The 25,694-nt window shown below is 60.4% G+C and carries 17 protein-coding genes, 7 tRNA genes and 1 other annotated feature (1 of these 25 running past the window's edge); of the genes, 6 read left to right on the top strand and 18 right to left on the bottom strand.

All coding sequences use genetic code 11. The annotated features are described in order from the left end of the window. Window positions 1–109: a binding site (T-box leader), on the bottom strand (it extends 152 nt beyond the left edge of the window). Window positions 110–688: 579 nt separating this feature from the next. The 3 genes from RIN49_RS24700 to RIN49_RS24690 all read right to left on the bottom strand — a co-directional run bounded on the left by RIN49_RS24700 (window position 689) and on the right by RIN49_RS24690 (window position 13,544). Beyond that, on the bottom strand, window positions 689–3,805 hold the full coding sequence (locus tag RIN49_RS24700; RefSeq protein WP_309122810.1) for a carbohydrate binding domain-containing protein: 3,117 nt from the start codon (window positions 3,803–3,805) through the stop codon (window positions 689–691). A 151-nt stretch (window positions 3,806–3,956) separates the two neighbouring features. Then, window positions 3,957–4,982: a LacI family DNA-binding transcriptional regulator gene (locus RIN49_RS24695; RefSeq protein ID WP_309122809.1), complete on the bottom strand. Its 1,026-nt coding sequence runs from the start codon at window positions 4,980–4,982 to the stop codon at window positions 3,957–3,959. A gap of 330 nt (window positions 4,983–5,312) precedes the next feature. Next, window positions 5,313–13,544 carry a fibronectin type III domain-containing protein gene (locus RIN49_RS24690; protein ID WP_309122808.1) on the bottom strand — a complete coding sequence of 2,744 codons (8,232 nt, stop codon included), beginning with the start codon at window positions 13,542–13,544 and terminating at the stop codon, window positions 5,313–5,315. Between the two features lie 358 nt (window positions 13,545–13,902). On the opposite strand from RIN49_RS24690, the gene RIN49_RS24685 reads away from it, so the two are divergent. Continuing rightward, window positions 13,903–14,145, top strand: coding sequence for a hypothetical protein (locus tag RIN49_RS24685; protein ID WP_309122807.1), 243 nt, complete (start codon window positions 13,903–13,905; stop codon window positions 14,143–14,145). 30 nt (window positions 14,146–14,175) lie between these two features. Next, the gene (locus RIN49_RS24680; RefSeq protein ID WP_309122806.1) at window positions 14,176–14,457 is read left to right on the top strand and encodes a hypothetical protein; all 282 of its coding nucleotides are present in this window, start codon (window positions 14,176–14,178) and stop codon (window positions 14,455–14,457) included. A 59-nt stretch (window positions 14,458–14,516) separates the two neighbouring features. Here RIN49_RS24680 and RIN49_RS24675 read toward each other — a convergent pair whose 3' ends face one another. From RIN49_RS24675 to RIN49_RS24645, 7 genes are all read right to left on the bottom strand, one after another. Then, the gene (locus tag RIN49_RS24675) at window positions 14,517–15,077 is read right to left on the bottom strand and encodes a 4-hydroxybenzoate synthetase (RefSeq protein WP_309122805.1); all 561 of its coding nucleotides are present in this window, start codon (window positions 15,075–15,077) and stop codon (window positions 14,517–14,519) included. A 13-nt stretch (window positions 15,078–15,090) separates the two neighbouring features. Then, window positions 15,091–16,599, bottom strand: coding sequence for a class I adenylate-forming enzyme family protein (locus RIN49_RS24670; RefSeq protein ID WP_309122804.1), 1,509 nt, complete (start codon window positions 16,597–16,599; stop codon window positions 15,091–15,093). 32 nt (window positions 16,600–16,631) lie between these two features. Beyond that, window positions 16,632–17,465, bottom strand: coding sequence for a bifunctional 3-deoxy-7-phosphoheptulonate synthase/chorismate mutase (locus RIN49_RS24665; protein WP_309122803.1), 834 nt, complete (start codon window positions 17,463–17,465; stop codon window positions 16,632–16,634). Next, window positions 17,455–19,230 (bottom strand): AMP-binding protein, encoded by a 1,776-nt coding sequence (locus RIN49_RS24660; RefSeq protein WP_309122802.1) that lies wholly within the window; start codon window positions 19,228–19,230, stop codon window positions 17,455–17,457. Before RIN49_RS24660 ends, RIN49_RS24665 begins: the two co-directional genes overlap by 11 nt. Window positions 19,231–19,263: 33 nt before the next feature. Next, entirely contained in the window at window positions 19,264–20,610 is a 1,347-nt protein-coding gene (locus RIN49_RS24655; protein ID WP_309122801.1) for a phenylacetate--CoA ligase family protein, read from the bottom strand. Continuing rightward, the gene (cysC, locus tag RIN49_RS24650) at window positions 20,607–21,203 is read right to left on the bottom strand and encodes an adenylyl-sulfate kinase (RefSeq protein WP_309122800.1); all 597 of its coding nucleotides are present in this window, start codon (window positions 21,201–21,203) and stop codon (window positions 20,607–20,609) included. The genes RIN49_RS24655 and cysC overlap by 4 nt, the downstream gene beginning before the upstream one ends. 121 nt (window positions 21,204–21,324) lie before the next feature. Further along, window positions 21,325–21,462, bottom strand: coding sequence for a hypothetical protein (locus tag RIN49_RS24645; protein WP_309122799.1), 138 nt, complete (start codon window positions 21,460–21,462; stop codon window positions 21,325–21,327). A gap of 173 nt (window positions 21,463–21,635) precedes the next feature. Between RIN49_RS24645 and RIN49_RS24640 the strand changes: the two genes are divergently transcribed. Genes RIN49_RS24640 through RIN49_RS24625 form a run of 4 tightly spaced genes read left to right on the top strand, consistent with a single transcriptional unit; the run spans window position 21,636 to window position 24,179 of the window. After that, window positions 21,636–22,559: a DUF4915 domain-containing protein gene (locus RIN49_RS24640; RefSeq protein WP_309122798.1), complete on the top strand. Its 924-nt coding sequence runs from the start codon at window positions 21,636–21,638 to the stop codon at window positions 22,557–22,559. Window positions 22,560–22,565: 6 nt separating this feature from the next. Continuing rightward, entirely contained in the window at window positions 22,566–23,039 is a 474-nt protein-coding gene (locus tag RIN49_RS24635) for a hypothetical protein (RefSeq protein ID WP_309122797.1), read from the top strand. A gap of 20 nt (window positions 23,040–23,059) precedes the next feature. Further along, on the top strand, window positions 23,060–23,857 hold the full coding sequence (locus RIN49_RS24630) for a hypothetical protein (RefSeq protein ID WP_309122796.1): 798 nt from the start codon (window positions 23,060–23,062) through the stop codon (window positions 23,855–23,857). Between the two features lie 37 nt (window positions 23,858–23,894). Continuing rightward, window positions 23,895–24,179 (top strand): hypothetical protein, encoded by a 285-nt coding sequence (locus RIN49_RS24625; RefSeq protein WP_309122795.1) that lies wholly within the window; start codon window positions 23,895–23,897, stop codon window positions 24,177–24,179. Between the two features lie 54 nt (window positions 24,180–24,233). Here the strand turns inward: RIN49_RS24625 and RIN49_RS24620 are convergent, their stop codons facing one another. The 8 genes from RIN49_RS24620 to RIN49_RS24585 form a co-directional block, all read right to left on the bottom strand. Further along, on the bottom strand, window positions 24,234–24,770 hold the full coding sequence (locus tag RIN49_RS24620) for a tetratricopeptide repeat protein (protein ID WP_309122794.1): 537 nt from the start codon (window positions 24,768–24,770) through the stop codon (window positions 24,234–24,236). A gap of 216 nt (window positions 24,771–24,986) precedes the next feature. After that, window positions 24,987–25,063, bottom strand: a tRNA-Arg gene (locus RIN49_RS24615). Between the two features lie 6 nt (window positions 25,064–25,069). Further along, a tRNA-Asp gene (locus RIN49_RS24610) sits at window positions 25,070–25,146 on the bottom strand. A gap of 11 nt (window positions 25,147–25,157) precedes the next feature. Next, window positions 25,158–25,234 (bottom strand) — tRNA-Met (locus tag RIN49_RS24605). A gap of 7 nt (window positions 25,235–25,241) precedes the next feature. Further along, a tRNA-Glu gene (locus RIN49_RS24600) sits at window positions 25,242–25,316 on the bottom strand. A gap of 10 nt (window positions 25,317–25,326) precedes the next feature. Next, window positions 25,327–25,400: transfer RNA gene (locus tag RIN49_RS24595), tRNA-Met, on the bottom strand. 4 nt (window positions 25,401–25,404) lie between these two features. Then, a tRNA-Asn gene (locus RIN49_RS24590) sits at window positions 25,405–25,480 on the bottom strand. A gap of 4 nt (window positions 25,481–25,484) precedes the next feature. Continuing rightward, window positions 25,485–25,560: transfer RNA gene (locus RIN49_RS24585), tRNA-Ala, on the bottom strand. Window positions 25,561–25,694 lie beyond the last annotated feature (134 nt).

The raw sequence follows: 25,694 nt of genomic DNA, 5'->3' as shown, positions 1-25,694 counted from the left end.
TGTGCGCTGCTCGGAGGTTTTCTTCAATAAAGAACTCTTTACTCCTTCTCAGCGCCCGGAGCTCTCTGCGAAAGAATTCATTATTTACTCGTCTCGTCATCGCATTTGAATATTGCGATTATATTATCAAATATCGTTCCCGAGGTAAATATATTTTCGAAAAATGTTCCATGGCTCTTTCCGGAAACGCGAAAGAAACCTCTCGATCGGAGAGGTTTCTTTCGCTCGTCTTACCACATGCGCACAATCGATTTCAAAGGATTTTTCCGAGTGGACGCCGCATACGCGATCGCGCCCCCAGCGACAGAACCCGCCGCAACCCAAGACCACAAAGCTGCTTTGCTCATCGCAGAAACCTCCCGTTGGTTGATTGACGCGCATTCGTTATGATTCGCGATCGGCATCGTTTTTATGCGTCGCGGAAGAACCCATACCCACTTGATTTCTAAGAACAAGTGTTCTATTATAAGAACACATATTCGCATAAAGAGGAATGCAACCATGAAACCGAATGAACAACCGAAGAAACCCGAATTTAAACTTGTACCTTGCGAATGCTGTCAATATCCGATTTCCGTGCCCGCGGAAGCGTCTGCCGTCGTCTGCCTCGCTTGTCCGCAGTGCGGGCATCGCGGGTGCGTCTGAACGAACGAGCAGGCAGGCGCCGGTCGGCCGGCGCCTGCGTACGTCACTGCTCGATTTCGCGCACCTGAATATCGTCCAGCGTAATCGTATGCGCTTCTCCGGGCGTCGCCGTACCGTCGAACGAGACGTTCCCGAGCAGGAAATTCAGCTTCAGCGGGCTCGCGCTCGACACCGCGAACGTCTTGGCGAAGACGGTCGGCTCCGCGGTTAACGGGAACGAGGCTTGCCCGCCGCTCGTATTGGTAAATTCGACAACGATCGGCCGATCGACGGTGGAAGACGCCGTGAATTTCAATTCGTACGCCTTGCCCGCCGACATCGGAATGCCTTCCTGGTACAGCTGGTTCGCCCAACTCTGCCAGCCGGCGCTGTGGACGTCGATCTTCCCTGCGCCGGCCTCCGCGCGGAGCGTAGCCGCCCCGCCCTCGCCGGACCAAGTGCTCCAACCCGCCGTTCCGTCGTCGAAGCTCCCGTTCGCCACGAGATTTCCGTCCGCGGCCAGAACCGCTTGCTTCGCCGTCGCCTCCGCGTAGCCCTCGGCCTTCACGGAAACCGTATAGTTGCCTGCTCCCGTGAAGTTGGACGACGCGAGCTCGAGCGTTCCTTTCGCGGCGGCATAGGCCGCCGGAGCGCCGTTCACGGCGACCGATCGAATCGCGCCGCGCCATGCCGCATCGTCTCCGAACGTCAGCTCGATCGGCTGTCCGACGCGGTTGTTCGTCGAATCTTGAATCAACGTCGGCGGCCGCGCGACCGGAGCGTCTTTGACTTCTAGCGTTATATTGTCGAGAGTGACGTCATGCGGCGTCGGGACGGCCGTCGTGCTTGCGATGAGGCCGAGTAGGAACTTCAGATCGACGGTGTCGTCCTGCGGCATACGGAACTCGAAGCGGAACGACTTCGGATCCGTCCCGACGTCGATCGTTCGATCGAAGTACCGACGGTAAGACGCGTTCTCCGCGATGACCTCGACCTTCCGGGCGACCGTCGCTCTGGCGTCGAAGGAAACCACGTAATCGAGGCCGCCTTTCATCGGAAGTCCGCCTTGAATGAACATCGCGCTCCAGGGGTTGACGCCTTGCGAGACGACGGTTACGTTCGCCTCCCCGTTCGCCGCCGCCGCGGACGCCGAGCCGCCGCTGTCGACGGCGGCTCCCCAGAACTGCAGGCCGGCCCCGAAGTCGCCGTTCCGAAGCGGATAGAACGCGGTATCCGACGGGAAGTATACGCTGGTGCGGAGTAGCTTCACGTTATCCAGCCGAACCGAACCGCTCTTGCCCCCGAGGAAGAAGACGAGCTGTTGGGCGCCGGGATCGCCGAACACCGCGACGTCGTCGAACGCGACCGCGATTTCCCGCTTCCGCTTGGGAGACTTTAACGAAACCGGGGTCGATGCAATCACCCCTCCGTCCGCGTCGACGAGGGCGACGACGAGCTCCCGCGCGTTCGACGCCTCGGCGTCGAACGTCAAGGCGTAATCATGTCCGTCCAACAGCGACAGCCCGCGCTGCAGGATCCGGACGTCACGATCCGCTTGCCCGCCTTTCGAGACGTCCACGACCAGTTCGCGCGCCTCGGGATCGACCGAAGCCGTAGCCGCCGCCTTCCCGACGGTCAGCACGTGCCAGAAGCTCATGCGATTCGGCTCGCCGAGGTCGAACGTACCGTTGTACACATGGTTGCCGTCGCCCAGGGGCGCCTTCGGCGAATCGTGATCGAACGGAATCCCTTCGATCTCGACGAGCCGCGCGCGGCCGATCCAGACGGGACGATCGTTCGTGCCTAGATTGAATTCGATGCGCGCCGCGTTGTCGGATTCCTGCTTCATTTGGAACGTCATTTCGTACGTTCGCAATTCGCCGTCCAACGCGGCCGTCAGCCCTTGGGAGTATCCGGCGTAGCCGCGGGACGCCCCGCCCGTCACGCGGACGTTCATGTTCCGCGTCGTATCCGTCTTCGCGTCGAACGTCAGCTTATAGAAGCGGCCCTTCGCGAGCGACACGATCGATTGCGGCTGAATCGAGTACGAGTTGACGCCTGCGCTTTGGATTGCGATCTTCGCGAAGTTGCCCCCGTCGATCGGTTCGATCGTCACGTCGGCCGACGCGCCGGGATCCTCGTACAGCGCCCAATGCGCCGTACCCGGAATGCCCATGCCCGGATCGCCCTCTTCGTTCATCGTGAAGTCGTTGTTGTACACCAAGTTGCCGTCCGAGAGCGGCAGCTTCGCGCCCGGCAAATACGCCTCCTTCGGAATCGAAGGCGGCACCGGCTCCCGGTACGGACGGCCGGTCAATTCGTACACCCGAACGTAGTCGATGACGAACGAACTCGGGAACGGCGTCTCCGCCGTCGGATCGCCGTCGAAGTTGCCGCCGACGGCCAGATTGATCAGCAGGTGGAACTTCTCGTCGAACGGCGCCGGGTAAGCGTTATTCGCCGGTTGACCGGCCGTGACGCTGTACCAATCGTTCTGCGTGTTGAACAAGACGCCGTCGACGTACCAGCGAATTTCGCCGGGCTCCCATTCGATCGCGTAGGTATGAAAGTCTTGAATCGTCGACCCGTTCGGAAGCTCGTATTCCTTGCCGGTGTACGTATTGTTCGGCCATTGCGAGCCGTAGTGGATCGTGCCGGCGACCGTTCGCGGCCGGCTGCCCCAGCCTTCCATGATATCGATTTCGCCGGAAGCGGCCCATCCGCCGTACCGGTAATCCTCCGGCAGCATCCAGATCGCCGGCCAGAGCCCCTTGCCCGTCGGCGCGCTCGCGCGAATTTCGAACTTTCCGTACGCCTTCGAGAACAAGCCCTTCGTCTTGATCCGAGCCGACGTGTATGAGAAGCCCTCGTACGCCTCCTTGCGAGCGGTGATCACGAGCTTGCCGTTCTCTTCCTTGACGTTGTCCGCCCGGTCCGTATAATATTGCAGCTCGTTGTTGCCCCAGCCCGGATTGCCGACGGACTCGCCGTTCGTCAAGTCGAACGTCCACTTCGACCGGTCGATCGCGCCGTCGTCGAATTCATCGCCCCACACCTGCGTCCAGAGCGGCTTCTCGGTCTTCCCTTTCTCCGCCGTCGCACTTGCGGGAAGCAGCGTCGACAACGCCAATCCGGCGGCCAGCGTGCAAGCCAGTCCTTGCATAAGGAATCGTCGCTTCATGGATTGAACACCTCGCTTCGTAAGAATGAACCGTCATCGCGGCGTTCCGCCGCTGCCCTTCATCGTCGCCTCCTCCATTGTCCCACGTGGGACATTTACAACGAAATTGTATCTTGCAACCACTTTCCCGTCAATCGATATTTTTGCAAAATCAGGAAACCGGCCGACATGATTGTCTCTCGATCAGCTCCGCTTGAAATCCGCGCCGTTCGCCCCCCGACTCCCGCCCTTCCAAAACGTCGATGACGGCATCCGTCAGCTGAACCGCCATCTCCACGCGCGGGACGCGCATCGTCGTCAGCGGCGGGTGCGTATACTGTCCGAGCAGCAGATCGTCGAAGCCGACGACGGACAACGCGCCGGGCACCGACACGCCCCTGTCCGCGCATGCCTTCAATGCGCCGTACGCCATCAGGTCGTTCGAACAAAAGACGGCGCTCGGCAGACCGCCGCCGGACGTCCATCGTTCGATCGCTTCCCGGCCGCTCGCTTCGATGAAGCGGCCATAATGGATGCGGTCGTCGCGCACGTTCAAGCCTCGGCCTCGCACCGCGTCGACGAAGCCCCTCAGCCGTTCGGCGGTGCAAGGGATCGCCATATCTCCGGTCACGATGCCGATGTCCGTATGACCGAGCCCAAGCAAATATTCGCCCGCCGCGTATGCGCTCGCGTAGTCGTCCAGCCGCGGAATCGGCACCCCATCGACGGGACTTCGGACATTGTTTTGGTCGAATACGCCGATGCGAAAGCCCGCCTCCGCGATCCGCTCGACCGTCCGCTGCATCTCGGACCAACTGACGAGCAACCCGGCGTCGATGCTTTTCTGCTTGTACAAGCTTAGGAGCGGCTCCACGTCGGATGCTTCTTCGATGGAAACGAGCGTCTTATACCCGCGCTCCGCCGAGCGGCTGATCATGGCGCCGATGACGGCTCCGAAGAATAAGTCGTCGGAGTACAACGTATAGCTCCGCCGGTCCTGTACGATGAACAACCCGATCGTATTCGACTTCTTCGAGGCCAGCCCCCGCGCCGCCGCGTTCGGCTCGTAATTGTGAGCCTCCATGATCGCCCGAATTTTCGCAGCCGTCTTCTCGCTCACGTTCGGCGCATCGTTCAGCACCCGCTGCACCGTCTTGCGGGAGACGCCCGCCAACCTCGCGATATCGAAAATATCCATGCTTTCCCGTTGCCCCCGCTTCCGCCGCACCTGCCGCGCCGATGTCGTTCCTCTTAGTCTAGTGAAGTCCCGTTTCGATTGCAATCGCATGGGCGTCGAACGATGCCGGAACGCTTCAGGAAAAACATGTTCGCCTGCTCCGGCACAATGTCGGATGAACTCCGACTATCCAGGTCGGATTTCCTGTTGACAAATCACCGCCGAATCGTTACCCATTAGGGTTCCTCTTCTCTTCCACGGTAAAACCCCCTCTATAATTCGCGTAAACCTCGTTAGAGAGAAATAGAGAAAACAAGCGCCTCGGCGAAAGCCGAAGCGCTTGTTTTCCTCTTATTGACCGATTACGTAAAATTCCGCGATGCTCCACCAACCGGACTGCGAACCGGTCGGTACGATGCGCACGTATCTGGCGGTTACGCTCGAGAAGCTTGCCGTAACGCTTCCCGCCCCCGTACCGTCCGCCGTGCCGGCCGTCGACCACGTCGCGCCGTCGGTCGACGTCTCGATCGTGTAATCGACGCTGAAGTTGTCCGGGTACGTTCCTTTATGGAAGTAGAGCCCCTCAATGTCGTATTCCGCCTTCATATCCACTTGGAAGGAAGAGGACGGCGAATGGCTCGTAGCGTACCACCGCGTGCTAGCGTTCCCGTCCAACGCATTCGATCCGATCGATCCGGAAGCCGTCCAGCCGGTCCTGGACAGCGCTCCCGCGGGCGGCGTCTCGAGCGTTCTAACGTTGATCGTCGCGCTCGCCGCGGATTCGTTGTTCGACGCGTCGACCGCCTTGACGTAGATGGAATACTGCGTATCGGCGATCAACCCGGTCGCGACGTACGTCGTTCCGGTCACGAGCGCCGGGTTGACCTTCGCCCCCCCGACGTACACGTCGTAGCCCGCGACGGCCGCATTATCCGTCGAGGCGTTCCAGCTAACGCTGATCGTCGTATCCGTACGCGCCGTAAACTTGAAGTTCGTCGGCGCGCTCGGCGGCGTCGTATCCCCCGGCGTGTACGTCGCCGTCGTTACCGTGACGGCGTTGCTGTCGCTCGATTCGTTGTTCGCCGCGTCGACCGCTCTTACCGTGAAGGTGTACGACGTCGCCGCGGTCAACCCCGTGACCGTGTACGTCGTGTCCGGGATCAGACTGTCGTTCGCCTTCGTCGTACCGTTGTACACATCGTATCCGGCGACGGCTACGTTATCGACGGATGCCGTCCAACTCAGCGACGCGGTCGTTTCCGTCGCGCCCGCGCCGGACAGCGTCGGCGCGCTCGGCGGCGTCGTATCCGGCGGCGCGAGCGTCGTGACCGACACGGCGGCGCTCGCGGCGGATTCGTTGCCGAACGCGTCGACGGCCGTTACGGTGAAGCTGTAGGACGTCAACGGGGTCAGCCCCGTAACCGTATAGCTCGTCGTAGGGATGGGACTCGGATTGAGTTTCGTCGTTCCTTCATAAACGTTATACCCGGCGACCTGAACGTTGTCCGTGGACGGCGTCCAGCTTAACGATACCGTCGTGTCCGTGACGCCGGCGCTCGCGACGTCGGCGGGAACGGTCGGCGGCACGGTATCGTTCGACGGCGCGTTCGTCGTGACGGAGACGGCGTTGCTCGACGCGGAGACGTTGCCCGCGCGGTCCTTTGCCTTCACGGTGAACGAATACGCCGTTAGCGGGTTCAGGTTATAAGCGACGTAGCTCGTGCTCGTCACCGGCAGCGCGTTCAGCTTCGTCGCGCCTGCGTAAATATCGTAGCCGACGACGCCGACGTTATCTGCCGCCGACGTCCAGTACAAGGAGACGGTCGTATCCGTCTGGCCCGCCGAGGTCAAGCCGGCCGGCGCGGATGGGGCGGTCGTATCGGCCGGCGGCGTACCGGATTCCAGCGCGCCGAGGTCGTATCCGGTGCCGATCGGGCGGGCGACGCCGAGCATATCGGTCGGCACGAGCGTCGGCAACGACGCGCCTGTGTTAATGGCGCCGGCGGCCGTGCTTGCGTTCAATGCATAGTTTCCGGCTCCCGGATTGACGTACCATGCCGAAGTCGCATTGACGATGTTGTTCGACTCCGTATAATTGCCGCCGTCCCGCTTCTTGAGCGCTTTGTCGGCGAGATTGTTGCGAATTTCGCCGTTGCTACCCGCCCAACGCGATTCGATGCCTCCGACGCTCACGTTCGGCGCGATGTTGATGAGCGTATTGTTGAGCACCTTGAAATCTATCGCTTTCGCCAAATAGATGCCCGCGTCGTCGGTGTTGTGGATGACGTTGTTGCGAATGATGCCGCCGTAATGCTCGACGTCGAGAACGCCGTTGCGGAAATACTGGGACCCCGTGAGGCCGCCTCCGAACGAAATCGCGATGTCGCTGCCTTTAATCAAGTTGTTTTCGAAGATCGTATCGATCGATCCGCCCTTCGCGAACATCGCGTAAGCGACCGAGCCGGAGCTCGGGTGATACGCGTTCAGAACGGTGTTCCCGCGTACGACCCAGCCTCTTGCGGCGATGATATCGACCGCTTCGACGACGCTTCGCTTGCCCCCGTTCGTGTAGCCAAGCGTGGAATTTTCGATGAGGCCGTAATCGGCGTACATCGCTCCGCTCGTAGATACGGCCCCGGTCACCTTGAACGCGCCCTCGCCCAGATCCCATGCGTACAGGTTATCCCCATGGAAGTAGTACGAGCCCGAATTGACTTGCACGGCATGGTAATTGAAATCCCGAATCGTCAGATCGCGAATCGTGACGTAGCTGGAATCGTTCACTCGAATGCTGATATCCACGTTGCTCGTAATGCCCGGTCCGACGATGACGGTGTCCGCGACATTCGAGGTCGCGCCTCGAATCGTGATGTGGTCTTTCCCATTAATATTGATCGACGACGTCTGCGAGTACGTCCCCGCCGCCAGCGTGATGACGCGGCCCGAAGGCGGCGCCGAATGGATCGCGTCCTGCAGATCGGCTAGCGACGTAACGGTCACGCTGTCCGGCACCGGATACGCGGTCGTCGCGACCGCGACGTTCGAGATGTCCGAGACGTTATTCACGTCGTCCGTCGTGCGCACCGCGAAATAATATGTCGTATTCGGCGTTAATTCATTCGCTTGGTACTTCATCGCGGTCCCTGCGGGAAGCTGCAGCAGCTCGTCGATCGCCTCCGTCGCGGAGTTCCAATTCGCCGCCGTGATCGGCGACGTCGAGTACCGCACCTCGTACGACTTCGCATGGCCCGTCGCGCCGTCGTCGCCGGGCGCCGTCCAGCCGAGGCGAACGCTCCTCGGACCCGTACGCTGCACCGCGAGATCGGCGATCGTCCCCGGCGCCGTCGCATCCGTGTTGTTGATCGTCGCCATGACGACGTTCGACAACGCCGAAACATTGTTCGCCGTATCCACCGTCTTCAAGGCGAAGTGATACGTCTGGTTCGTCGTCAGCCCGCCGACCGTGAACTGCTCTTGCCCGCCGGCCGGCTTCGGCAGCGGCACGCCCGCCGCCGGCGTCGCCGAGTTCCACGTCGATTCCGTGATAGCGAACGGCGCGTATCGCAGCAAGTATTGCTTCGCTTGCCCGCTCGTGCCGTTATCGCCCGGAGCCGTCCATGTGAGGTCGATGCTGTTGTACGTCATCGCGGCATTCGCCAGGTTCGTCACGGCCGCCGGCGGCGTGTTGTCGCCCGGGTCCGCATACGCTTCGAATTCGATCGGCGTCAATACGGTATGCGTCGTGTTATCCGTACGCACATGTCCGCTGCCCCATACTCTGGCGTATCGCGCGTTCACCGGAGTGCCGAGCGGGATCGTCAGACCGGCGGCCGACTCTTGATACTCCGGATCCGTCCCCGTGCCGAGCCCGACGGAATTGTTGGCGTCATTATTGTAAACCGTCGTCGCGCCGGAAGCGAACGTCGCGCTGTTCGACAGCTGCACGATCACATCCTTATTCGTGCGGGCGATGCCGGATGCGCCCCAGTCGTTAACGAGTCGGAACGTATTCAGCGAATATGAGGCGCCCAAGTCGACTTGATAATACTGCGGGCCGCTCGTCGTCCGAATGCCGGCATAGGCGGAGCTGTTCGTCGAAACCCCGTCCGTAATGACGCTCAACGCGCCGCCGAACAGATCGGTCGTGCTGGCCGAGACCGACTTGTTGAGCGCGACGTTGACGCCGGCGGTCGTCGTCTGCGAGGCGACGTTCGACAGCGCGGAGACGTTGCCCGCGTCGTCCGTCGCCTTCATCGCGAAGTGATACGTCGTGTTCACGCTCAGACCGTACAGCGTGAAGCTTTGCGTCGTACCCGGCGCCGCCGGCAGCGGCTCTCCGGACACTTGCGTCGCGCTGTTCCAGTTCGCGTTCGTGATCGGCGACGTGCTGTACCGAATGTCGTAGCTCGTCGCGTTGCGAACCATGCCGTCGTCGCCGGTCGCCTTCCACGCTAGATCGATCGACTTATTCGTCGGGTTCGATGCGGCAAGGTCGGAGATCGTCGCGGGCGCCATCGTATCGGCGCCGTCGCGTACCAAGAGGAACGGCTGATTGACGGCGCTCTCCGAGCTTTCGAACGTCGCGACCCACCGGTGGTTCGAAACGTCGGCCAGTCGAAGCGTGACGACCTTGTCGCCGGCCAGCTGGCTGTTGACGAAATCCGTTACGTCCACTTCGATGACGCCGGTCTCGTTCGTAAGGAACGTGCCCAGGTTTATCTCATTGGAGATGTCCGGCTGCACCGTGCTCTTCGCCGTCGCTTCGGACCAGTTGTCGTCCAGCACGCCGAACACCGTCACCGGAATCGTCGGCTGCTGCGCGCTCCGGAGATTGATGTAGAGCTTCGCGTTCCACGTGGACGACGGTGTGAAATTCGCGAGATTGAATTTCAGGAAAGCATACAGATTTTCGTTGTTGGTGAGATGTTGTTTCACAAGCAACTGAGCCGCGTTGCCCCAGACCGAACCGCCGTAAATATACGTATCGTCGGTCGCATTGAATTCCGTCGTACTGCTGGTCGTCGTCGTCACGGCGAGCGAGTTCGACAGCGCCGATTCTTGGCTCATGTCGTCTTTCGCTTTGATGGCGAAGTGATACGTGCCGCCGGCCGGAATGCCGTAATACGTATACGTCTGGGTCGTGCCCGCGACCGCGGGGACCGGCTCGTTCTTCAGCTGGATCGCCGAGCCCCAGTTCGCGGCCGTGATCGGAGCCGTGCTGTAGCGTAGGTCGTACGAGAACGCCGTTCCCGTATTGCCGTCGTCGCCCGGGGCGGTCCACGTCAGCGTCGCCTTGCGCATCGAGACGTCTACCGCGCCGAGCGTAATCGTCGCCGGCGGAATCGTCTCGTCGGGGCGGAACTCCACCGCGCCGATGTCGAAGGCGGAACCGTACGGTCTGGCATCGCCGTAGAAGTCCGTCGGCACTTCGGTCGGCAGGGACGTTCCCGCGTTAATCGCCGCCGTCGCTTTCAACGGATTCAGACGATAGTTCCGATTTGCCGCGTCGACCATGAAGTCGATCGTCGCGTTCGTCAGGTTGGTAGCCGCCGTATGCGTGCCGCCGTCCCGGTTTTTGATACTGCCGTTCATCAAGTTGTTGTACACCAATCCGTTGCTCTGAACGTAGCGGGACTCGATCGCGCCAACGCCCGAGCCGACATTGAAAATCGTATTGTTGTATACTTTATAATCCTTGGCCGAGTTCATATAGATGGCGGCATCCGTCGTCTTGATGATGACGTTGTTGCGAACGATGCCGTCGTAATGCTCGTAGGCGCCGTTCCCGTGACGGAAGTACAGCGATCCCGTGCCGCCGCCGCCGAACGAAATCGCCGTGAAGTTGTTGCGGAATTCGTTGTTTTCGATAACCGTCCCGCGGGCGCCGCCCTTCGCGAAGACGGCGTACGCGACGCCGTTGCCGACGCTCTTGTACGTGTTTTCGAAGAAATTGTTTTGAATCTTCCAGTGCCAGCCGGCGATAATGTCGATCGCCTCGACGGCGTTGTTGTTGCCGGCCGTCGTATAACCGAGACGGGAATTTTTGATCGCGCCGTAATCCGAATACGCAGCTCCTTCCGTCCACGGCTGAGCCGTCACCTTGAAGCCGCCTTCGCCGTGATCCCACGCGACGATGTTATCCGCCGTGAAATAGTTGGAGCCGTAGTTGATTTTCACGCCGTGATATTTCGTATCCTGCATCCTCAAGTTCTTAATGGTTAAGTAGTGGGAATCGTTGACGTCGAAAATTTGCCCGAGCGAACTCGACATCCCCGGCCCCTTCAGAACGGTAGCTTCCGGGTTGGACGTCGCGCCTTGGATCGTAATATTGTCTTTCCCGTTGATAGAAATCTGGGAACTGACATTGTACACGCCTGCGGCGAGCGTAATGACGCGCCCCGATTGCGGCGCCGCATGGATCGCGCTCTGCAGCGCGGCGAGCGTGCTGACCGTGACCGCGTCCGGCGAAGGAGGCGTCGTCGTCGCGCTGGCGACGTTGGAAATCGCCGACACGTTCCCGGCCGCGTCCTTCGTCTTCACGGCGAAATAATACGTCGTGTTCGCGTTCAGCTCGTTCGCGTCGTACGTCATCGTCGTCCCGGGATCGAGCTGCAGCAGCTCTTCGATCGCCTCCGTCGCGGTGCCCCAGTCGGCCGCCGTAATCGGGGACGTGGAATATCGCACCTCGTACGACGCGGCTCGACCCGCGTTCCCGTCGTCGCCCGGCGCCGTCCACGACAGTTGGATGCTCTTGCTGTTCGCGCGAGAGGTCGCGAGGTTCGCGATCGCCGCGGGCGGGACGTTGTCCGTCGCCGGCGTCGTAATCGCGACTACGTTCGACATCGCGGAGACGTTCGCTTCATCCTTCGCCTTCATCGCGAAGTAATACGTCGTATTCGGCTGCAGTCCGCCGAAGCCGAACGTCTGCGTCGTCCCCGCGACCGCGGGCGCAGGCGCTCCGGCCATCGGCGTCGCCGCGCCGAAATTGGCGGACGTGATCTGCGACGTCGAATAGCGGAAGTCGTACTCCAGCGCCGTGCCCGTCGCGCCGTCGTTGCCCGGCGCCGTCCATTGCAGCTGGACGCTCTTCCAGCCGACGCTCGGCGCGGTCAGGTTCGTCACCGCGGACGGCGCCGCGACATCCTTCGACTTCGCGAACGCCTGAATTTCTACCGGCGTATTGACCGTGTGCGTCGTCCCGTTCATCCGCGTGTGTCCATTGCCCCAGAACCGTACGTATCGCGCCGTTACAGGCGTCGTCAACGGAATGTGCCAGCCCCCGCCGTCGACCGGTTCGACATACGTCGGATCGGCGCCGGCGCCGAGGCCGAGGGTGTTGTCCGCGTCGTTGTTGAAGATCGTCGTCACGCCGCTCGTGAACGCGGCGTCCGCCGCCAGCTGGACGACGTAATCATGCCCGTAGCGGTAAGAGTTGGTATCGGTGCCCCAGTCGTTGCGCAGGTTCAAGCCGACGATGTCGTAGCTGTCCGCCAGATCGATCTGCACGTATTTCGGTCCCCCGCTCGTCGAGATCAAGGCGTAATCGTCCCGCGTCAAGTTGCCGTTCGTGACATTGGACAGCGTACCGCCGGTTGCGGTGCCGTTCGACGTCACCGTCTTGTTCAAGGCGGCGTTCACCGAAGTAACCAGCGTCGCCTCGACCGCGTTGGACAGCGCCGACGCATCGACGAGACCGTTCACGGTCTTGATCGCGAAGTAGAGCTTTTTATTGATGGGAAGTCCTTGAAGGTTCATCTGCTGCGTCGCATGGGCCGCGGCGACCGAAGGCTCGCCGACGACCCGCTTGACGATCGAGCCGTTATTCCAGTTCGACTCGGTAATCGGCGCTTCGGCATAACGAATGTCGTATCCGGTAATGCCGCTCGGTCCCGGACTTACCCAAGACAGCTTCACGGAATGGTTGGAGATGTCGCTTACGGAGAGCGAGGAGATGGCGGGCAAAGCATGGTTCAGGCCGGGCAGCTGCGCGTACACTTCGACTTCCACCGGCGTGTTCACCGCGTTGTACGCGCTCGTCTGCGTCCGCGTATGGCCGTTCGCCCAATAGCGAACGTACTGCGCCGTCACCGGGCTGCCGAGCGTCACGGTCAGTCCCGCTCCGGACGAAGGCTCGGTGTATTCCGCGTCGGAGCCTGCGCCTTGACCGGCGCTGTTGTCCGCGTCATTGTTATACACCGTCGTCACGCCGCTCGCGAACGCGGGATCGTTCGACAATTGCACGATGATATCCTTGCCGATGCGCGGGCTGTCGGGATTGTAATCGTTCAGAAGGTTCAATTTCGTAATCGAGTGCGGTTCCCCCAGATTCAACTGGACGTACTTGGCGCCTGAGCTCGTCGAAATCAGCGCGTACTCCGATGTCGTACGGACCCCGTCCGTCAAAATCGTCAGCCGCTTCCCGTTTTGGGTCGCGAGCCCGTTCGTCGTCACGTCGACGACGCCTCGAGCTACGTTGACTTCGACCGAAGCCGCCGACGCCGTCCCCGAGGGCGGCGCGAAATAGCCGAGGCTGGCCATCATCGCGGCGACGGTCAATGTTGTAAGCGTTTTCCTAACTCTCACTAAATACACCGCCTTCATAGTAAATTAAGAAGCAATTGCCGCATTTCTAAGAAGTACGAGCAATTCCACCTCCTTCACTAGGAAAATAGGCGTTCGCGAAGCTGCGTCTGAAGTTGCACCTTAAGTATAGGGGCAAGCGCATCCGCTGTTTATGAGGCAAGAATGAATTATACTGGGACGGAATTGTCCGGGTGATCCGAGAGTTCCGACGGCTCGATTCCGCCAACAGCCTCGCCAACAGCCTCGCCAAGGGCTGGAGCGGATTTTCCCGGCACGGTACGAGTACCCAAGGAATCCTGGGAATTCGTACATATACTGCATGCAGACCCCACGTTGTCGAGAGGGAGTGATTACCAGAATGGATATGAAGAAAATGGGATTCGCCGATAAAGCGATCTTCATTCTTGGACTAACCTTATGCGGCGTTATCGCGTTCGTGCTCGTCGTCGGCGTCATCGTCGCGCTGTTGAAGCTGTTTATGGACGGGAAGTTGGACGCCATTCCGATTCGATCCTCCCCCTTGCTCGAAGCGACGGGCGACGGAGACGAACCGCCGCTGCTCGAGACGCAAGATCAAGGGAAAGACGAGGCGAGCGGGTAATTTTGTCGAAGGAAAGAGGAGGCGGTAAGCATGTCGAAGGAACGGGACGCCTTCGCGAAGCTGGTCGGCCGGATGAAGCGGGAGTTTCGGCGCTTCGCTGGCAGCTATGCTTCAGCCGTGAAGAACGGCGCGGAAGTCGCCGGCCGACGGATGCTGGAAGCGGCGGAGGAGAAAGATCAGCCGCCGGAGAAGCTCGCAGGCAAGCTGCTGGACGCCGTCAAGCTGGGCGCGCAGCACGCCGGCGAACAGCTCATCTCCGCAGGACTGGAGGCGTTCGAGCGGTCGCAGGAACGGTCGAAATCCCGAAAATAAAGCAGCGAAACAAGGCTGACCTCAAGGTCCTCTCGGACCCGAGGGCAGCCTTCTTCGCGTTATCCCCCCGTCTCCCGCCGCAATCGATGTCGGACGAGATCCGGGTTGTAATATTCCAGCATCTGAATGCCTGGCTCCCGATCGAAATAAATCAAATATTTCTTATACGGCACCTGACTCCGCAGCTCGGGCAGCTGCAGCCGAAGCGGACGGCGGAACAGATCGACGGCGTCCGCCGCATCGATCCGTCCGGCCTCGACGACCTTGCGGAACGACCGCAAGGCGTTCGAGCCGATCGTCTTTCCGATCCCCTCCTGCCGATCCGCTATCTTCTCGAACAGCGGGGCCGGCAGATGCTTCGACGAGACGAGCGCGACATTGTGCGATGCGATATATCCGCTCTTCTCCCCCGTTAGGACGGATTCGCGAATATACGTTTCTTTATCCCAACGCTCCTGGCGAAGGACGGTAACGACGAGCTTCTCGTTCAACAACGTCTCCAGCAGCTCGGTCGTCCGTCCGTCCGTCACCAGAAGCAACCCGAACAGCAGCTCGTGTAAGAGCTCCAGCGCCGTCTTCTCGGATCGAGAGTCCGAGTCGACCGAAGCGAAATCCGTCATACCCTCTCCTCCATTAGCCGATTGAATAATGTTGTCGATCCGCGGCTCGCCCGGCCAAGCTTTGACGATCCGCCTTCCCTGCGGCGTTCAACGGGATGTCGCGGATCGGATGAATGGCGGCGGGCACCTTGTAAGCGGCAAGCCGACTTTTGCAATGAGCCAATAACCGCTCCGCCGCCGCTTCGTCCTTTTCCTCCGTCGGCTCGCGGAGGCGGACGAAGGCGATCGGCTGCTCCGTTCGCGCCGGATGCGTCACGCCGACGACGACGGCTTCCTCCACGTCCGGACGTTCGAGCAGCACGTCCTCCACCTCTTCGGGAAACACGCGATAACCGCCGCAATTGATCGCGCCGTCGATTCTTCCCGTCACGTACAAATTCCCGTCCTCGTCGAAGCGGCCCGCATCCCCCGTTCTGACGAAATCGCCCTCGAACGCTTGCGCCGTCGCGTCCGGATCCTTGTAATATCCTTTCATTCGATACCGCGACTTGACCCAAATCTCGCCCGTCGTTCCGACGGGCGCTTCCGCGCCGCGTTCATCTCGAATGTTCACCTTCGTAAAGAAGAGCGGACGTCCGCAGGACCCGGCCTTCCCTTCCCATTCCTCGCGATCGATCATCGCGATCGCGCCTAATTCGCTAGTCCCATACAAATCCGTTACCCGCACGCGCGGCAATCGTTCCTCGAGCCGCCGCCTCATCGCTTCGGTCAGCGGCGCTCCCGTGGACAGCAGACGGCTCGCGCAAGCCGGGAAAGCCCCTCCGCCGGACTCGATTCGATTCAGCCAAAGATGGAGGTCGCTCGGACCGAGGCTGACGAGGCTCGCCCGATGCCGCTCGGTCAAGCGCGTCCAGACGTCCGGGTCGACGCGCCGGGACAGCACGACGGTGTTGCCTTCCTGCAGCAGATGGCAAGCCGCCGTCAGGTGGGCGCGGAAGAACAGCGGCCTGCACAGCAGATGCGCCGTCGGCGTCCGCAGCAGGTCGGGAAGCGGCGCCCCCGTGTCGAACGCCGGCATCGGGACGACCGCCCCCTTCGGCTTTCCGGTCGTGCCCGATGTGAAGAACACGATCTCGCCCGCACTCTCGCCGCGCCGCGTCGGCGTCGCTTGCGGAACCGACTCCATAGCCGGCGGGTCGTCTTCGATAAACCATACCCGCATCCGTCCCTCGAGCTCTGGCGACGCGAGCCCCGCGGTTTCGCGGGAGGTCACGAGCGCCATCGCGTCCGTCGCGGCGGCCAGAGCGGAGAACTCCCGCTTCGAGAACTCGGTATTGACGAAGAGCGGCACGACCCTCGCCCGGACCGATGCGAGCAACACTTCGACGAACTCGACGCGATTCGGAAGAGAAACGAGGATTTCCCGCCCCGGAGCCGCCCCGGCTTCCCGGAACGCCGCGGCCCAACGCTCGGCGCGTTCGTGTAGGGCGCCGTACGTCAGCGTCTTCTCCTCGTCGACGACCGCGAGTCGCGCCGGTGCCTTCGCCGCGACATAGGCGACTGCCTTGGATACGTCCTCCACGATGATGCCTCCTCCCCCGTCACGACTTGTCGTTATGCGCCATGATACAGACCCGAGTCGAGAAGCCCCTTCCAGAACGCATGAAATTCTTCGATATCGATCTGCTGCTTCGCGTCGGACAGCGCCGCCGGCGGATTCGGATGCACCTCGACCATGATGCCGTGCGCGCCGGCGGCGAGCGCGGCCTTCGCGCAGGACAGCAGGATATCCTTCCTGCCGGTAGAATGGCTGACGTCCACGAGAACAGGAAGGTGTGTCTCCTGCTTCAAGATCGGAACGGCCGAGATGTCGAGCGTATTGCGAGTCCACGTCTCGAACGTGCGAATCCCGCGCTCGATCAACATGACGCGGTCGTTGCCGCCCTTGAGAATATACTCCGCCGCCAAAATCAACTCTTCGAGCGTCGCGGACGGCCCCCGCTTCAAGAGTACAGGCACTTTCGTCTGGCCGACGGCCTTCAGCAGATCGAAGTTTTGCATGTTGCGCGCCCCGATTTGGAAAATATCGACGTAATTCGCAGCCGTCTCGATTTGCGTCGGGCTCATGATCTCGCTGATCGTGACGAGTCCGACCTCGTCCGCTACGTCCTTCATGATGCGAAGGCCCTCAAGCCCCAGCCCTTGGAAATCGTACGGAGACGTCCTCGGCTTGAACGCTCCCCCCCGCAGGATCGTCGCGCCCGACTTCTTCAATGCGTCCGCAACCGTGTGCAGCTGCTCTCTCGATTCGATCGAACAAGGTCCGGCGACCAGCACATGCGAAGAGCCCCCGACCTCAACGTCCTTGACGCGAATGACCGTGTCCTCGCTATGCCGGATGCGGCTTGCGAGGAGCTGCGACTTCGCCTTTTGCCATTTATCGCTCATGACGAGCACTCCCTTCTCTTTCCAGTTCGGACAACAGTTCGATCGCTCGTTCATGCGACTTATCGCGGGACAACGCTTCTCTGAGCGCGGCGACCGCTTGCTTCGTCTTTCCCAGCTTGACGTAACATTCCCCGAGCGACGCCCAGACGTCCGCTTCGTCCATCTTGCGGTCGATGCAGTACTGAAACTCTTCCGCGGCCGCCGCCGGGTCGCCGCCCAACGATTCCGGCGTATATAGCAACCTTGCCCCGTTCACTCGCCTAGCGATCGGCAGCGACGGATCGAGCTCGAATGCTGCGGCGATCTCCTCCTCGAGCAAGGGCAGCAGCTTCATCTTCTCCAGCATGTCGGCCGTCTCGATCGAGCGGCCGTAGGCTGCCGCCAACCAAGCGTGCGCCTCGGCGCTTCGAGGAGCGACGGCCACGGCCTTCTTCAGCCATTCGCGCGACCGGTCGTATTGCCCGTCGGCCAACGCGCGTCGGCCGCGCCGCAGCAGCTCTTGGAGCGGCTCGGCCGGCGGTCGCGCCGGCGCGGCGCCGCGATCGAGCTTCCGAATATATACCGGCTTCGTAGACGGAGCGTTGTTCGTCAGCTCGCCGCGGTTCAGCAAGGCTGCGGCCTCGACGGTGACGCTCACCTGCAGCCGCGCCGACAAGCGGGACGAAACCTCATCCAACGCCCACTCGTCGGACCGATGCGAGTCGAGCAGGAAGTGAAGCCCTTCCTCCCGTTCCGCCGCCTGCCATGCATCCGGTACCGGAGACAACGAATAGACGGCCTCCTGGACGTCCAATGCGTCTAGCACGAGGTCGCCGAAGCGGAGGCGATCCTTGCCTCTGCCGTAATGCACGAGCTTGCTCCCGGTCCGTCCGCAAGGGCAAGCGGCCGGCTCGACCGAGACGATGTCCTCGTTGAAATAACGCAGCAGCGGAGAAGCTTGGTGGGACAACGTCGTCACCGCCGCGAATCCTCTCGCCCCCGGCTCGACGGGGCCGCCGCCGTCTTCTTGCAGCGTCTCCACGTAGAAATCCCGTTCCACGACGTGCATCGTTCCGAATTCGCACATGGCGGCGATATTCCCCGTTTCCGTCGATCCGTATAGATTGAACGCGGGGACGCCCCACAGCTTCTCCAGATGCTGCTTCCGTTTGTCGCCCGTCAGCTCCCCGGCGACGCAGATCGCCCGCAGCGCGGGAAAATCGTGAATCGGGTCCATCCCGACGAGCCGGGCCGTCTCGGCCAACAGCTCCATCTCGCGCGGAAGCCCCGCCAACACCGTAACGCGAAGCCGCTTCATGAGCGCCAGCACCCTTGGGTACGGCGTTACGACCGTCCGGCCGCTTGCGGGTACGACGCCCGCTCCCGTCTGCCAAGCCGCCGCCTGCATCAGGAACGCCGGCAGCGCCATCGCGTACGGGAACCGAATCAACACCAGATCGTCGGCGGTTAAGTTCACGCCGCACTCCGTCAACTGTCTTCCTCCGACCTCCAGATCGTCTCGAGTGAACCAGGAGGCGGAAGGCTCGCCCGTCGTTCCGGTCGATTCGTGGTACTGCGCCACGTCCTTCGGATCGACCGCCAGATGGCCGAACACGCCGACGGCCCGCAATTCCTCCTTCGTCGTGAACGGCAGCGTCCCGATGCGGTCCAATCCGATGCCTTGCAGTCGGATCCCTGACAGCTTCTCCCTGTACAGCGGGGATTTCGGAAGCCGCTGCAGCAAGCTTTGGAATTTTCGCTCCCGTTCCCCGTGGTTGTCGCTCATCGGTGCACCTCCTCTCCCCTCCGTCGGAATGTCTCAGCTTTGGAAAATGCGCGTCGCCTTCCCGAACGTCCGGGGGATATCGCGTCTGACGACGACGTTGCAATTCACGCCGATCCGTTCCGCCATATGCTCGCGAATGTTGTTCGCAAGTCGTTCGTCGCTGAGCGTCGTCCGGAACGGCTCCGCTTCGATCGTCAGCTCGCCTTGATTCATCTTGAGGTGATACCACATGCCGACGTCCGGCAGCTCCATCAAGAAGTGTTCGATGAGGAACGGAGAGTACTCCATGCCGCCGAGGCGCAGCATGCTCTCCATTCGGCCGCGCAAATGAAGAACGTCCATGGTGATCCCGCACGCGCATTGGGATTTCTGCAAATAGCCGATATCTCCGCTGCGGTAACGAACCATCGGCATGCCCTCGCGAAGCAGCGTCGTCACGACGATCTCGCCGGTCTTCCCGTACGGCAGCTTCTTCCCCGTGGACGGATCGACGATCTCGACCTTGACATGTCCCTCCGCCACGTGGTAGCCCCTATGCTCGCTGCATTCGATGCCGACGACTCCGCACTCGGTCGAGCCGTAGAAGAACGACACCTCGCAGCCCCACCATTGCTCCAGCCGTTCGCGGAACGTAGACGAACAGCCTTCGCCGGTCAGCCAAATTTTTTTCAGCCGGATATCCTCGCCCAACTTGATGCCGTACCGCTCGCTTTCCTCCGCCAGCAGCGCCGCATAGGATGGCGTCGTCGCGAGCACCGTAGCCTGATATTCCTTCATGAGTTCCAACGATTTGTCGACGGGAGCCATGTACCCGCCCTTCCCGAGCGACAGCACGGCCGTTCCGAACGCGAATTGGAACAATCGCTGCCACCCGAGCCCCGGAAGCGCGAATTCGTACGGCAGCGCGATCGCCGCGACGTCTTCGTCGGACTCCTTGAACAGCTCTAAATATTTGGGCAGCAGATCGTATACATACTGATCCGCAAGCGTGTAAGACGTGTAAATCGGCTTCCCCGAGGTTCCGCTCGTTAAGTGAACTTGCCCGATCTCCTTCGGCTCGACGCATAAGATCTTCGTTTTATCCCCGCGAATGACGTCCTTCCGCAGCATCGGCACGGAGGCGAGCTGCTCCAGACTGTCGATCTTCGGTTCCGAGAAGCCTGCCTCGATCAGGCTCTGGCGGTAAAACGCGTTGTTGTTCCAGACATGCGCCAACGTAGCGTTGATCGCTTGCAGGTGATAGTCGTCGATGGTTTCCCGCGGAAGCTTCTCGATCGTAACGCCCTTGTCGTCCAATCGTTTAAAAAAATCTTTGAACGCCTCCAGATGGGAGGTATGCTCGTCGACGGAAACCGTCATCTTATGAGATTGAAGCTTCATACGAATCCTCCGTTTCGCAAATAATTGATAATGCACGCGACCGATTCTTCGATCGTTTGCCGATCCGACGCGATGACGATCTCCGGCTTATCGGGCGCTTCGTACGGTGCGGAGACGCCGGTGAAATCCGCGATTTCGCCTGCTTTCGCCTTCTGATACAGCCCCTTCGGATCGCGCCTCTCGCATTCGTCGAGCGAACACATCACGTACACTTCGATGAAGTCCCCTTCGCGGAACATCGCGCGCGCCATCTCGCGGTCCGCCCGGTAGGGCGAGATGAACGCCGTCACCGTCACGATGCCCGCATCCACGAACAGCTTGGCGACTTCCGCGATTCTGCGAATGTTTTCTTTGCGATCTTCGGGACTGAAGCCCAAGTTCTTGTTCAGCCCGTGACGGATGTTATCGCCGTCCAATACGTAAGCGCGGCAGCGCAGGCGGTAGAGCTCCTTCTCCACCTCGTAGGCCAACGTGGACTTCCCCGATCCGGACAGACCCGTGAACCATAAGACGCAGCTTCCGTGATCGTTCATACGGCGGCGTTCTTCCCTTCCGATGTCGGACGGATGCCATGTTAGATGGCGTTTCGACACAAATACCCCTCCTTGGGCTCCTCCCGCCGCAGGTCATAAAAAAACGATTGATTCTCTCAATCGTAGGAAGATTGCCTATCGTATCCTATGCTTTTACTCTAGAAGGGAACGGAGAGCGAAATCAGCGGTCCGTATGCTCCTCTTTCGACTCTTCTTTTCCGCCCTCTACTTCCCGCGCGCCGCGAGCGTTCCTTTTATTCAGTTTCTTATCCGCTCTTGCGGCTTTTTTCTCTTCCTTGCTCCGTTTTTCTTTCGCCATACGTCTCTCCCTCCTTTCCCTAATTACTCTTTAAGAGATGCATAGAGTATCCGGCTTGACTCGGACAAAGGTACAATTTTCGAAAAGTGAGTAGATCATCCAACCGCCAAGCGCTTGGAGTACATATGGTAACAACTATGAAAAGACAGAAACGCGAGGAAGGAGGAGATTCCGTGTTACTGCACGGCTTGAAGGAAGATCCCGATTTTCGACATGTCGAATCGCGGCTCCTCGTCAGCTGCCCGGCCGGCGGAACCGACGAAGGCGGGTTATTCTATCTGGATTTCGACAAGAACGAGTTGAAAAAGTTGTACGCAGGCACTTGCTCGGGGATGGCCTGGGCCGGGGAACGATTAATCGTGGCGACCGACGACAATCATATTCTCGCCTTGGACCGTCGATTCCGGCTCGTGTCCAAGACGAAGTACGGGAAGCTCGATTTTCACGGCGTCTCGGGTTGGAGCGATTCGCATGTGTTGATCGTGGAGACGGCGACGAATACAGTCGGCTGCTACGAAGTCGAGACGTTCCGGCGAACGGGAGAAATCCGGTTTCATGCGTCCGACAAGGACGTCCACCATTTGAACGACGTCTGGCTAGAGGGACATACCTTATACGTCTCTATGTTTTCGCCCTACGACCGATGGTACTTGGACCCGACCGGCAAGCACGGCGCGATCGTCGCCGTCGACCTGACCGAATTCCGGCCCGACGGAAGCCTCGTCGTCGAACCGGCGGAACATATCGTGACCGGGGGACTCTATATGCCCCACACGGTGACGGTTCGGAACGGACGTCTGGCGTATTGCGATTCGATGACGTTCCGCGCCGTCGTCGAAGGAGACGGCGAGAACGAAACGGCGATTCAGCTGCCGGGCTTTACGCGCGGTCTCGCCTTCGCGGAACGCACGATCTTTATCGGACAGAGCCGAATGAGACATGTGCTGCGCATTCCCCACGAGTTTTCGAACTGCAGCTTGGACGGCGGGATTTACGTGTACCATCCCGAATACAGAATCTCCCGTTTCGTACCGCTACCGGCGCAACAGGTGTACCAGATTCTCGTCGTCGATGCGGAACCATCCCCGGGAGGTTGATCGAATATGACGAAAGACAGCTCCGTGAAGAAGCAATTGGAGGAAGCCAAGAAGCTGCATAGCCGAGGCGTAGACGGAGACAAGAAGGCGGTGAAGCAGGCGAACGAGATCCTTCGCAAGCTCCGGGAGCTCGAACCGAACAATGCGTTGATCGAAGCGTACTACGGCAGCTCGATGGCGTTGTTGGGGCGCGACGCCGCGCACCCGCTCGAGAAAGCCGAGAAGGCGCAGGAAGGCCTGGATGCGCTGCATCGAGCCGTAGCGATGGACCCGTCCCGCAAGGAGATTCGCCTGCTGCGCGCGCATGTTTGCCTGCGGCTGCCCGAGTCGTTCTTCCGCTGCTCCGGGACGGCGATTGAAGACTTCACCTACTTGCTCGAGAAAAAAGGCGATAAATTTACGCCCAAACAAGCTGAGGAGCTAAGGCAGCACCTAGCCACGGCCTACCGGAACGCCGGGAAACCGGCTCCATCCCATTAGCCCAGAAAGGAAGGAAACCATTGACCGATCCCACGCAAGCTCACGTCAACGACGCCGGCGTAACGCTCGAGTCGATCCTCCCGCTGTATCAGGACGGCCTGGCCGGCGACGAAGCCGCCGTGCTCGAAGCGCACCGCTTATTGGAGCGGCTGCGCGCGAAGCAGCCTGGCGATCCGCTCGCGGACGCGTACCATGGCAGCATTATGATTTTGATGGCCCGGGACAAGACGAAGCCGCTGGAGAAGCTGCGGTGGTCGAAGGCGGGCTTGAAGCTGCTCGATGCCGCGGTAAGCGCCAACCCGAACGATCACATGATCCGCGTCCTCCGCGGGAAGGCGTGCAATAAGCTGCCGGAGAAGCATTTCCGCCGGACGGCAACGGCGATCGAAGACTTCGCCTTCCTCGTCAATCGTCAGGAGCGGAACGAAGCCTCTCTCGCGGATAAGGAATTCTCGCAGCTGCTCTATGATCTTGGCGATGCCTACAGCCGAATCGGACGAAACCGGGATGCGACGGCAACCTGGCGAAAGCTGGAGAGTATGTCCCTCGATCCGGAACTTCGGCGCCTCGTAACGGAACGACTTCAGTCCCTCGCCGGCAGGCCGGAGGTAGAAGTCGTCCCCCAAGAGGGCGGCGCCTCTTCGATTTTGCTCGGCGTGGCCGCGCAAGCAACCGCAAGAGCCCTCCAAACTTGGGTGGAAAATAATCAACGAAAGAAAGTGGAAGAAGCCCGTCGGAAGGAAGAGCGCCGTCGGAAAGAGGAACAACGCCGGAAGGAAGAACAACGTCGGAGGAAGAGACGGAAGCGCCGCCGTTAGCCGCCGTCCGCAGATTTTAGGAAAGGAGGTGATATGCATGGCGAAGAAAAGCTCCTTCATGAAGAAAGCCTTGAAGCAAGTCCAGAGAGAGATGAAGCCGATCGTCGAAGCCGCCGTCAGAGCCGGCGTCGAACGGACCAGCAGCGAACTGAGAACCGTGGCCGGGAACGCCAATAACCAATCTTCCGCCCTCATGCTCGGGAAGTTCTCCGACGCTCTGAAGGCCGGTGTTTTTGCCGCCGGGCAAGAGCTTATGGACGGAGGATTGCGACGCCTGCAAACCGTCGACTCCGCAGACATTACATCGGGTTTTTACGACTGACGACTCCCGCAAGAAAGCCCTAAGCCGTTATCCGGCTTAGGGCTTTCTTATTGGTTATTCTTGCGCTTTCTTCGCTTCCTCCAACCAACGGATCGCCTGCTCGTGTCCCGGCTCGCGCGCGAGCGCCTCCTGCAGCGCGACGATCGCTTGCTCCGGTTCGTCCGATTTCAAATAACTTTCCCCTAGGAACACCCAGATATCCGCATCGTCCATGCCTTGCTCGATACAGTACCGGAACTCGTCCGCCGCCGCGGCCGGATCTCCGCCGAGCATATCCGGCGTATTCAGCAGCTTAGCCCCGTACATTCGCCTCGCGAGCGGCAGCGCCGGGTCGATGTCGAGAGCGATCGCGATCTCTTCTTCCAATAACGGCAGCAGCTTGATCTTATCCTTCAAGTTCCATGCTTCTTCGATCAGACGTCCGTACGCCGCAGCCAGCCATGCGTGCGCTTCCGCGCTGCGGGGAGCCAGCTCCACCGCCTTCTCGTACATCGTCCGCGCCTGTTCGTAATCGGCATTCTTGAACAAGTCGTATCCGCGGTCGAGCAGTTCGCGTACTTCCCGCTCTCGCTCCTGCATTTCGAAATCCATCTCTCTTCACCCTTCCTTCCAACGAGCCGAACGGAACGTCCGCAATCCCTCCATCTTGACAATACAATGCAATGGTAACGGATGCGGGACCGTCGCAACAATCGGCAGAAGCCCGGACTAGAGGAAAAGAGGCTGGAGTCGCATCTTTGAAAAGACAAAAAAACCTTTCCCATCGATGGGAAAGGTTTGTACATTTTCTTATTCGTGATTCGAAAATGGCGTGCCCTGAGAGATTCGAACTCCCGACCTTTTGATTCGTAGTCAAACGCTCTATCCGGCTGAGCTAAGGGCACAAACAATGGCGGAGCCGACGGGATTCGAACCCGCGGTCTCCTGCGTGACAGGCAGGCATGTTAGGCCTCTACACCACGGCTCCGCGATGAAAGTTGGTTGCGGGGGCAGGATTTGAACCTACGACCTTCGGGTTATGAGCCCGACGAGCTACCGGACTGCTCCACCCCGCGACGATATTGGTGACCCGTAGGGGATTCGAACCCCTGTTACCTCCGTGAAAGGGAGGTGTCTTAACCCCTTGACCAACGGGCCGGTATGTAAGTAGCGGCAGAGGGGATCGAACCCCCGACCTTACGGGTATGAACCGTACGCTCTAGCCAGCTGAGCTACGCCGCCATAATGGCTCCCCGAACAGGACTCGAACCTGTGACAACTCGATTAACAGTCGAGTGCTCTACCAACTGAGCTATCAGGGAATAATGGTGGACCCAAGCGGGATCGAACCGCTGACCTCCTGCTTGCAAGGCAGGCGCTCTCCCAGCTGAGCTATGGGCCCATATGTTTGATTCAAGGAGTCTTGCCCCTTGAAAACTGGATGCGAAACGATTGCACACTCCGAATATTTGGATAAGTCCTCGACCGATTAGTATTCGTCAGCTGCACGCATTGCTGCGCTTCCACCCCGAACCT

Source organism: Paenibacillus sp., from assembly GCF_031177825.1.
GTDB lineage: Bacteria > Bacillota > Bacilli > Paenibacillales > YIM-B00363 > Paenibacillus_AE.
The sequence above is the reverse complement of the archived record's forward strand: the minus strand, read 5'-3'. Positions and strand labels throughout refer to the sequence as shown.

Coding starts and splice junctions, on each gene's coding strand:
- RIN49_RS24700 (WP_309122810.1), bottom strand. CDS start 3,805: ATGAAGCGACGATTCCTTATGCAAGGACTGGCTTGCACGCTGGCCGCC.
- RIN49_RS24695 (WP_309122809.1), bottom strand. CDS start 4,982: ATGGATATTTTCGATATCGCGAGGTTGGCGGGCGTCTCCCGCAAGACG.
- RIN49_RS24685 (WP_309122807.1), top strand. CDS start 13,903: ATGGATATGAAGAAAATGGGATTCGCCGATAAAGCGATCTTCATTCTT.
- RIN49_RS24680 (WP_309122806.1), top strand. CDS start 14,176: ATGTCGAAGGAACGGGACGCCTTCGCGAAGCTGGTCGGCCGGATGAAG.
- RIN49_RS24675 (WP_309122805.1), bottom strand. CDS start 15,077: ATGACGGATTTCGCTTCGGTCGACTCGGACTCTCGATCCGAGAAGACG.
- RIN49_RS24665 (WP_309122803.1), bottom strand. CDS start 17,465: ATGAGCGATAAATGGCAAAAGGCGAAGTCGCAGCTCCTCGCAAGCCGC.
- RIN49_RS24660 (WP_309122802.1), bottom strand. CDS start 19,230: ATGAGCGACAACCACGGGGAACGGGAGCGAAAATTCCAAAGCTTGCTG.
- RIN49_RS24655 (WP_309122801.1), bottom strand. CDS start 20,610: ATGAAGCTTCAATCTCATAAGATGACGGTTTCCGTCGACGAGCATACC.
- RIN49_RS24645 (WP_309122799.1), bottom strand. CDS start 21,462: ATGGCGAAAGAAAAACGGAGCAAGGAAGAGAAAAAAGCCGCAAGAGCG.
- RIN49_RS24635 (WP_309122797.1), top strand. CDS start 22,566: ATGACGAAAGACAGCTCCGTGAAGAAGCAATTGGAGGAAGCCAAGAAG.
- RIN49_RS24625 (WP_309122795.1), top strand. CDS start 23,895: ATGGCGAAGAAAAGCTCCTTCATGAAGAAAGCCTTGAAGCAAGTCCAG.
- RIN49_RS24620 (WP_309122794.1), bottom strand. CDS start 24,770: ATGGATTTCGAAATGCAGGAGCGAGAGCGGGAAGTACGCGAACTGCTC.